Here is a 9,473-nt window from a genome sequence, read left to right as displayed (position 1 = left end):
ATCTGGCGATGATCGAGGGCCACGACGGCAGGCCGTGGCCGCGGACGCTGTTTCATCAGTTCGCTTCTTTTTGTCGTACGCAACGGCTGCAATCCGGAGCGTCAGGCGCGCGCGGCATCGCGGGTGCCGGCGTTGCCCGCCTGACGATACGCATCGGGATCGATGCGGCGCATTTCCGCTTCGATCCACGCTTCGACCTGCGAGTTCAATGCGTCGGGCGTCAGCCCTTCGCTCGCGATCGGCTTGCCGATCGACACCGTGACGACGCCCGGGAATTTCGTGAACGAGTTGCGCGGCCACACACGACCTGCATTGTGCGCGATCGGCACGACCGGCGTGCCGGTTTCGATCGCGAAGCGCGCACCGCCCGTCTTGTATTTGCCCTGCTTGCCGACCGGCGTGCGCGTGCCTTCGGGGAACATGATCATCCATGCGCCTTCCGACAGGCGCTTCTTGCCCTGGCGGATCACCGACGCGAACGCGTTCTTGCCTTCCTTGCGGTTGATGTTGACCATGTGCAGCAGCCCGAGCGCCCAGCCGAAGAACGGCACGTACAGCAGCTCGCGCTTGAACACATAGCACAGCGGCTTGGGCATCAGCGCCGGAAACGCGAGCGTCTCCCACGCGGACTGGTGCTTCGACAGCAGCACGGCCGGGCCGTCGGGCAGGTTCTCGAACCCTTCGATCCGGTAGCGGATGCCGTTCAGCCAGCGCACGACCCACAGCGTCGACTTGCACCAGCCGGCCGCCATCCAGTAGCGCGCGTCGGGGCGCATGAACGGGAACGCGATGAAACACGCGGTGGCGTACGGCACCGTGTACAGGATGAAGTAGATCAGCAGCAGCAGGGAGCGGACGAAGCGCATCGGCGTGAGTGTGGCGTTGGGGAGGATGCGCGCGGCAGCCGCATCACTCGTGTTCGTGTGAAAGAAAATCGAGCGCAAACGCGCGCAGGTCGTCGTGGACCTTCGTGCCGTCCGGCAGATTACCCGCGGCGAGCGTCTTCTTGCCCTTGCCGGTCAGCACGAGGTGCGGCTGGAAGCCGACCGCGACGCCGGCCAGCAGGTCGCGCAGCGAATCGCCGACGACCGGCGTGTGAGCGGGATCGATCTCGAAGCGCTCGGCGATCATCTGCATCATGCCCGGTTTCGGCTTGCGGCAGTCGCAGTGATCCTCGGCCGTGTGCGGGCAGAAGAACACCGCGTCGATGCGCGCGCCGACCGCGGCCGCCGCGCGATGCATTTTCAGGTGCATCTCGTTGAGCGCGGCCATGTCGAACAGCCCGCGACCGATGCCGGACTGGTTGGTCGCCACGACCACGCGGTAGCCCGCGTGGTTGAGCCGGGCGATCGCCTCGAAGCTGCCGGGCAGCGCGATCCATTCGTCGGGCGTCTTGATGAACGCATCCGAATCGACGTTGATCACGCCGTCCCGGTCGAGGACGACGAGCTTTCGGTTGGGGCTGGTCGGCATCGTGCGGCCCTTATGCGGCGAGCTTCGAGATGTCGGCGACGCAGTTCATCTGCTGGTGCAGCGCGGACAGCAGCGCGAGACGGTTCGCGCGCAGGGCCGGATCTTCCGCGTTGACCATCACGTCGTTGAAGAACGTGTCGACCGGCGCGCGCAGCGCGGCGAGCGCCGACAGCGCGCCCGTGTACGCACGCGCCTCGAGTTGCGACTGCACGTGCGGCGTGACGGCCGCGAGCTGTTCGTGCAGCGCCTTCTCGGCGGCCTCGACGAGCAGCGTCGGCTGTACCGCGCCGTTCGCGCCGCCTTCCGACTTCTTCAGGATGTTCGAGATCCGCTTGTTCGCGGCCGCGAGTGCTTCGGCTTCCGCGAGGCGCGTGAATTCGCGCACCGCGTCGAGGCGCGCGACGAGATCGTCGATGCGCGTCGGGTTCAGGCTCAGCACCGCGTCGATTTCACCGGCCGAATAGCCGCGCTCGCGCAGCAGGCCGCGCAGGCGATCCATGAAGAACGCGAAGATCGCGTCCGTCGACTCGGCGACGCCCGGCACGCCGGCAAAGCGTGCGTGGGCCGTGCGCAGCAGCGACACGAGATCGAGTGGCAGCTGCTTTTCGAGCAGCAGGCGCAGCACGCCGAGCGCGTGACGGCGCAGCGCGAACGGGTCCTTCTCGCCGGTCGGCGCGAGGCCGATGCCCCAGATGCCGACGATCGTTTCGAGCTTGTCCGCGAGCGCGACGGCGGTCGACACCGGCGTGGTCGGCAGTGCGTCGCCGGAGAAGCGCGGCTGGTAGTGCTCGGCGCATGCGAGCGCGACGTCGTCGGCTTCGCCGTCGTGGCGCGCGTAGTACGTGCCCATCGTGCCCTGCAGTTCCGGGAACTCGCCGACCATGTCGGTCAGCAGGTCGGCCTTCGCGAGACGCGCGGCGCGCTTCGCGTGCGCGGTGTCGGCGCCGATCGCCGGGGCGATCTCGCCGGCCAGCGCCTCGAGGCGCTCGACGCGCGCGAGCGCCGAACCGAGCTTGTTGTGATAGACGACGTTCGCGAGCTGCGGCACGCGGTCGGCGAGCGGCTTCTTCTTGTCCTGCTCGAAGAAGAACTTCGCATCGGCGAGGCGCGGGCGCACGACGCGCTCGTTGCCTTCGATGATCTCGCCCGGCGTCTTCGTCTCGATGTTCGACACGATCAGGAAGCGCGAGCGCAGCTTGCCGGCGACGTCGGTCAGCGCGAAATACTTCTGGTTCGTCTGCATCGTGAGGATCAGGCATTCCTGCGGCACCTGCAGGAATTCGTCCTCGAAGCGGCACGGGTAGACGACCGGCCATTCGACCAGCGACGTGACTTCGTCGAGCAGCGACTCGGGCATCACGACCGTGTCGCCGTTCGCATGTTCGTTCAGCTGCGTGCGGATCGTTTCGCGGCGATCGGCGAAGTGCGCGATCACGCGGCCCTTGTCGCGCAGCGTGTCGGCATACGCGCGGGCATGCTGGATCGCGACCAGGCCGTCGGAGAGGAAGCGGTGGCCGAGCGTCGTGTCGCCGGCATCGACGCCGAACGCGGTGACGGGCACGACGCGATCGTCGTGCAGCACCGTCAGGCGATGCACGGGGCGCACGAACTTCACGTCCGAGCCGTCCGGGCGCTGGTACGTCATGAATTTCGGGATCGGCAGCTTCGCGAGCGCTTCGTCGAGCGCGGCCTGCAGGCCGTCGGCGAGCGTGGCGCCGGCCGCCGAGTAGTTGATGAAGAACGCTTCGGCCTTGCCGTCCTGCGCACGCTCGAGATCGGCGATCGACGCATTCGGGTGGCCGAGCGCCGCGAGCTTCTTCGCGAGCGGGGCCGTTGGCTTGCCTTCGGCGTCGAGCGCGACCGACACGGGCAGGACCTTTTCGCGGACCTGTTTGTCAGGCGCGACGGCGCGCACGTTCTGCACGACGACCGCGAGGCGGCGCGGCGTGGCGTAGCGCTCGAACACGAGTTCGCCTTCGATGAGGTCGCGCGCCGCGAGGCGTTGCGCGATGCCTTCGGCGAATGCGTCGCCAAGGCGCGCGAGGGCCTTCGGCGGCAGCTCTTCGGTCAGCAGTTCGACGAGCAGGGGGGCGGGATGATTGTGCGTCATGGTTGGATTGAATCTCGTCTCGTCAGTCCTGATCGATCTTGCGTTCGACCTTGAGCGGCGGCGCCCATGCCGGCTGCGCGGCGTCCTGGGCGTCGGTGGTGAGGCCCGGCACGCCCGGCGGGTTGCCGAGCATCGGGAAGCCGAGCTTCTCGCGCGAGTCGTAGTAAGCCTGCGCGACGAGACGCGACAGCGCGCGGATGCGGCCGATGTACGCCGCCCGCTCGGTGACCGAGATCGCGCCGCGCGCGTCGAGCAGGTTGAACGTATGGCCGGCCTTCAGCACGAGCTCGTACGCGGGCAGCGCGAGCTGCGCGTCGATCATCTTCTTCGCTTCCGCTTCGTAGCTGTTGAAGAACGTGAACAGCAGGTCGACGTTCGCGTGCTCGAAGTTGTAGGTCGACTGCTCGACCTCGTTCTGGTGGTACACGTCGCCATACGACAGGCGGCGCAGCTCGGGGCCGTTCGGGCCTTGCTCTTCCCACTCGGTCCACACGAGGTCGTACACGTTCTCGACCTTCTGCAGGTACATCGCGAGGCGCTCGAGGCCGTACGTGATCTCGCCGAGCACCGGCTTGCATTCGAGGCCGCCGACTTCCTGGAAATACGTGAACTGCGTGACTTCCATCCCGTTCAGCCACACTTCCCAGCCGAGGCCCCACGCGCCGAGCGTCGGGTTTTCCCAGTCGTCCTCGACGAAGCGCACGTCGTTCTGCTTCAGGTCGAAGCCGAGCGCCTCGAGCGAGCCGAGGTACAGGTCGAGGATGTTTTCCGGCGCCGGCTTGAGCACGACCTGGTACTGGTAGTAGTGCTGCAGGCGGTTCGGGTTTTCGCCGTAGCGGCCGTCCTTCGGGCGGCGCGACGGCTGCACGTACGCGGCGCGCCACGGCTCGGGGCCGACCGCGCGCAGGAACGTGTGGACGTGCGACGTGCCCGCGCCGACTTCCATGTCGATGGGCTGGAGCAGGGCGCAACCCTGCTTGTCCCAGTAGGACTGCAGCGTCAGGATGATTTGCTGAAACGTAAGCATGAAGAGCCTTCGTGGCGCTGGCGCTCCGTTGCGGACGGCGCTCCGGGCGGGCCCGGAGGGTCGGCTCGCGCGGCGGCGCGGCTTGTTAGTGTGCTGAAACGCGTAATTTTACCGGATCGGCGACCGGATGCGGCCGGAAGGCAGATGCGCGCACCGCCGCACCGGTCCGGCGGCCTGCGCGCACGTGCGCGGCGCCCATGTCGCGGCGCGTCGCGCGGGCGGTAAGATGCGCGTATTGCGGCGCGCCACGCGTGCCGCGTCACCGCTTGCCGACGCCGACTGCATGGACGACCCGAACGACATTCTGATTCCGCTGCTTCCGCCGTTTCTCGCGCTGCTCGGACAGGCCGCCGACGCGCAGGCGCGCGGCGAGCGCGCCGCGCACGATCTGTGGCTGGCCGCTGCGGCCCATCTGCATGCGGTCGATGCCGATGCGCTGGTGCGGCTCACGACGGCGCTCGTCGCGCGGCAGCGCACGGCCGACGCGCTCGCGCTCGCCGAATGCGCGGTGCGCGTGCAGCCGGGCGCGGCCACGCACTTCAACCACGGTTACGCGCTGCAGATGGCCGGCCGTCACGCGGATGCGGTCGCGCCGTACCGCACGGCGCTCGCGATCGATGCCGGCTGGCCGTCGCTGCGCAACAATCTCGCGATCGCGCTGCGCTTGTCGGGCGCGGATCGCGCGGAAGAAATCGCGCTGCTCGACGCGGCCGTGAAGCACGATCCGCGGGACGTGCAGGCATGGATCAACCTCGTCGTCGCGCGGATCGCGACGCACGATCTGGACGCTGCGCTCGCGTGCGCCGAGCGGCTGGCCGACCTCGCGCCCGACAACGCGCTTGCGATGAACAACGTCGCGATGGCGATGAAGGAGGCGCAGCGCTGGGACGAGGCCGAGCGCCATGCGGCGCGCGCATGCGAGCTGGCGCCCGACGATGCGTCGTTCCGCTTCAATCTCGCGATCATCCAGCTCGTGCGCGGTAACCACGCGGCCGGCTGGCGCGGCCACGAGGCGCGTTGGGACGGCGCGGGCGAGTTGCGCGGCCGCCGGCCGGCGCTGCCGGGCCCGCGCTGGCAGGGCGAGCCGCTCGCCGGCAAGACGCTGCTGGTGTGGGGCGAGCAGGGGCTCGGCGACGTGCTGCAGTTCTGCCGCTTCGTCGTGCCGCTCGCCGAGCGCGTGCATCGCGAGGGCGGCCGGCTCGCGTGGAATACGTTTCCGGCGCTCGGCACGCTGATGCAGCGCAGCCTCGGTGCGCACGCGGACGTGTTCGGCGCGGGCGGCGGCATCGATGCGTTGCCGGCATTCGATTACGAAGTGCCGCTGATCGGCCTGCCGCTGATGCTCGGCATGGAGGCGTCGACGCTCGCCGCCTCGGTGCCGTACCTGCGGGCCGAGCCGGGCGCCCGCGACGCGTGGCGCGCGCGGCTCGCCCGCGACGGCCGGCTGAAGGTCGGGCTCGTGTGGACGGGCAGTGCGGGCCACCAGCGCAATCCGTTCCGGCGCGTCGGGCTCGAGCGCTATGCCGACGCGTTTCGCGGCGTCGACGGCGTCACGTTCTATTCGCTGCAGCCGGGTGCGGACGCGGATGTCGCCGCCGCGCGCGCGGCCGGGTTCGCGATCGAGGACTACACGGCCGAATTGACGAGTTTCGACGAGACGGCCGCGTTCATCGGCGCGCTGGATCTCGTGATCACCGTGTGCACGTCGGTCGCGCATCTGGCCGGCGCGCTCGGCGCGCGCACCTGGGTGCTGCTCGACGTGAATCCGCACTGGCCGTGGCTGCTCGAGCGCCGGGACAGCCCGTGGTATCCGACCGCGACGTTGTACCGGCAGCCGACGTTCAGCGCGTGGGCGCCGGTGATGGAGGAAGTGAGCCGCGATCTGCGGCGCATCGCCGCGCAGCCGGAGCAACTGGGCCAACTGGACCAATCGGACCGGCAGGCCTGAGCGGCCGGCCGGTTCGCGGTCACGGGCCGCCGCGCGTGGCGGCGGCCCGCTGCGTCATTTCGCTGCGTCGCCGCCGCGCTGCTTCCGGCCATTGCGCCGGCGCAGCCCGGGCCCGAACGTGAAGCCGAACGCGAGCAGCACCAGCGACACCGCGAGCACGATGTTGTTGCCGCTCGTCACGTACGGCGTGAAGCCGCTCGTGCCTTCGATCCGCACGTCGAGCGAGCCGATCGTGAACGGCTTCAACTGGCCGAGTACGCGGCCGTGCGCGTCGATCGCGGCCGTCATCCCGGTATTGGTCGAGCGCAGCATCGGCCGGCCCGTTTCGAGCGAGCGCATCCGCGCGATCTGCAGGTGCTGGTCGAGCGCGATCGTGTCGCCGAACCACGCGAGGTTCGTCACGTTGACGAGCACGCCCGGCGGCTGCGGGTTGTCGCGGATCGTCGCGGCGATTTCCTCGCCGAACAAGTCCTCGTAGCAGATATCGGCCATCACCGGCTGGTTGTGCACGAGGAACGGCTTCTGCACCGGCGCGCCGCGCGCGAAGTCGCCGAGCGGCATCTTCATCAGGTTGACGAACCACCGGAAGCCCCACGGGATGAATTCGCCAAAGGGCACGAGGTGATGCTTGTCGTAGTGATAGATGTCGCGCGAATTCGGCGTCACGCCGTACAGGCTGTTCGTGTAGTCGACGTAGTGGCCGTCCTCGGTCACCGACGCGCCGACCGCGCCGAACAGCACGGCCGAACCGGTCGTGTCGCTGAACTTGCGGATCGCGACGGCGAACGGCTCGGGCAGCTCCTGGATCATCACCGCGATCGCGGTCTCGGGCGTGACGATCAGGTCGGCCGGCTTCTCGACGATCATCTGCTGGTACATCTTGATCGCCGCGTCGATGCCTTCCTGCTCGAACTTGATGTCCTGCTTCACGTTGCCCTGCAGCAGCCGCACGGTGAGCGGCGCGTTGGCGGGCACGGTCCACGTGACCTGCGACAGCCCGACGCCGGCCGCGAGCAGCGCGACGGCGATGGCGGCCGGCGCGGCGATGCGCACGCGGGCGTTGCCGCCCGGTGCGGCGGCGCCGCCGTCACGCCCCGGCGACGGGCGCGCGGCGGCGAGCGCCTGCACGACCAGCGCGGCGAACAGCGCGAGCACCCACGCGATCCCGTACACGCCGACGACCGGCGCAAAGCCCGCGAACGGGCCGTCGACCTGCGGGTAGCCGCTGCCGAGCCACGGAAAGCCGGTGAACACGGTGCCGCGCAGCCATTCGCCGAGCGCCCACGCGCTCGCGAATGCAAACGCGCCGTGCCAGGTCGGCGAGAACGGCCGCGGGTCGGGCTCGCGGCGGTGCCACGCATGGCCTGCGCAGAACGACCACAGCCCGGCCGAGAACGCCGGGTACAGCGACAGGTACAGCGAGAACAGCACGAGCGCGCCGCCCGCGAGCGGCGCGGCCATCTCGCCGTACACGTGCATGCTGATGTAGAGCCACCAGACGCCGGTGATGAAGTTGCCGAAGCCGAACGCGCCGCCGGTGAGCGCGGCGCCGCGCCAGCTCGACGTGCGCGTCAGCTGTGCGAAAAACCAGACGAATACGACGAGCTGCAGCCAGCCGCCATGCGGCGTGGGCGCGAAGCTGAGCGTATTGGCCGCGCCGGCGAGCAGCGCGGCCGGATAGTGCCAGCGCGGCAGCGCGCGGCCGGGCGCCGGCGCGAGAAGGCCGCCAGCCGGGCGGGACGGGATCGGATCGTCCATGTGAAGCGGAAGAGGGCGAGCGGTTGAAGGAGGCGCGGCTGGCGCGGAGCGGTCAGTCTTCGTGCGAGGTTTCGGCGCGACGGCTGGCGAGCGGGTTGCGGCGCACCAGCAGCACATGAACCTGGCGCGCATCGCCGCGCTGGATTTCGAACACGAGGTTGCCGAGCTGCAGCTTCTCGCCGCGGTGCGGCACGCGTCCGAAATGATGGGTGATCAGCCCGCCGATCGTGTCGACTTCGTCGTCGGGGAAATCGGTGCCGAACACCTCGTTGAACTGCTCGATCTCGGTGAGCGCGCGCACGCGGTAGCGGCCGTCCGGCCCCGAGATGATGTTGCCGGCTTCCTCGTCGAAGTCGTATTCGTCCTCGATGTCGCCGACGATCTGTTCGAGCACGTCCTCGATCGTGATCAGGCCCGCGACGCCGCCGTACTCGTCGACGACGATCGCCAAGTGGTTGCGGTTCACGCGGAAGTCGTGCAGCAGCACGTTCAGGCGCTTCGATTCCGGAATGAACACGGCCGGGCGCAGCATCCCGCGCACGTCGAACTCTTCCTCGGCGTAGAAGCGCAGCAGATCCTTCGCGAGCAGCACGCCGATCACGTTGTCGCGGTTCTCCTCGTACACGGGATAGCGCGAGTGCGCCTTTTCGAGGACGAACGGGATGAAATCCTCGGGCTTGTCGGCGATGTTGATCGCGTCCATCTGCGCGCGCGGCACCATGATGTCGCGCGCGCACAGATCGGAGACCTGGAACACGCCTTCGATCATCGACAGCGAATCGGCGTCGATCAGGTTGCGTTCGTGGGCGTCCTGGAGGATTTCCAGCAGCTCGCCGCGGGATTCGGGCTCGGGCGAGATGAAGTCGGTCAGGCGCTCGAGCAGCGAGCGCTTTTCTTGCGGTTTGTCGGTTGGCTTACGACTGGGATACGAATCGTTCATGGTGGTGCGCCCGGGTCATGCCGGAGCGCGCGGTCACGGAGTAGGCAAGGATACACCAAGGGCACGACGCGACCGTGTCACCCCGGCCGCACGGCCAGGATGGGCGGCTCGCGCGGGCCCCGCTCGCGGACGGCCGCGCCGGGCGCGGCGTCTTCTTCGGGTCCATCCTATCGCAGAAAGGGTCGGCGGGGCGTGGCGGCCAAAAAACGCTGGCGGG

The 9,473-nt window shown here is 68.9% G+C and carries 7 protein-coding genes; 1 reads left to right on the top strand and 6 read right to left on the bottom strand.

Annotated elements, in window-relative coordinates:
• Positions 1–101 precede the first annotated feature (101 nt).
• From H3O04_RS30985 to glyQ, 4 genes are read right to left on the bottom strand one after another with little or no spacing between them, the layout of a single operon-like run.
• The gene (locus H3O04_RS30985; protein WP_006477865.1) at positions 102–866 is read right to left on the bottom strand and encodes a lysophospholipid acyltransferase family protein; all 765 of its coding nucleotides are present in this window, start codon (positions 864–866) and stop codon (positions 102–104) included.
• Positions 867–909: 43 nt separating this feature from the next.
• Positions 910–1,473: a D-glycero-beta-D-manno-heptose 1,7-bisphosphate 7-phosphatase gene (gene gmhB, locus H3O04_RS30980; protein ID WP_012329198.1), complete on the bottom strand. Its 564-nt coding sequence runs from the start codon at positions 1,471–1,473 to the stop codon at positions 910–912.
• A 10-nt stretch (positions 1,474–1,483) separates the two neighbouring features.
• Positions 1,484–3,583, bottom strand: a complete 2,100-nt coding sequence (gene glyS, locus H3O04_RS30975) for a glycine--tRNA ligase subunit beta (protein WP_006477867.1) — start codon at positions 3,581–3,583, stop codon at positions 1,484–1,486.
• A gap of 22 nt (positions 3,584–3,605) precedes the next feature.
• Positions 3,606–4,610 (bottom strand): glycine--tRNA ligase subunit alpha, encoded by a 1,005-nt coding sequence (gene glyQ, locus H3O04_RS30970; RefSeq protein WP_006477868.1) that lies wholly within the window; start codon positions 4,608–4,610, stop codon positions 3,606–3,608.
• Between the two features lie 283 nt (positions 4,611–4,893).
• Here glyQ and H3O04_RS30965 point away from each other — a divergent pair, with 283 nt between their 5' ends.
• Positions 4,894–6,558, top strand: coding sequence for a hypothetical protein (locus H3O04_RS30965; RefSeq protein WP_202589133.1), 1,665 nt, complete (start codon positions 4,894–4,896; stop codon positions 6,556–6,558).
• A gap of 54 nt (positions 6,559–6,612) precedes the next feature.
• Here H3O04_RS30965 and lnt read toward each other — a convergent pair whose 3' ends face one another.
• Positions 6,613–8,316 (bottom strand): apolipoprotein N-acyltransferase, encoded by a 1,704-nt coding sequence (lnt, locus tag H3O04_RS30960; protein ID WP_202589132.1) that lies wholly within the window; start codon positions 8,314–8,316, stop codon positions 6,613–6,615.
• Between the two features lie 52 nt (positions 8,317–8,368).
• Positions 8,369–9,256: an HlyC/CorC family transporter gene (locus H3O04_RS30955; RefSeq protein WP_059504489.1), complete on the bottom strand. Its 888-nt coding sequence runs from the start codon at positions 9,254–9,256 to the stop codon at positions 8,369–8,371.
• Positions 9,257–9,473: the final 217 nt, after the last annotated feature.

Origin of the sequence: Burkholderia sp. KCJ3K979, from assembly GCF_016759955.1 — a bacterium.
GTDB lineage: Bacteria > Pseudomonadota > Gammaproteobacteria > Burkholderiales > Burkholderiaceae > Burkholderia > Burkholderia orbicola.
The sequence above is the reverse complement of the archived record's forward strand: the minus strand, read 5'-3'. Positions and strand labels throughout refer to the sequence as shown.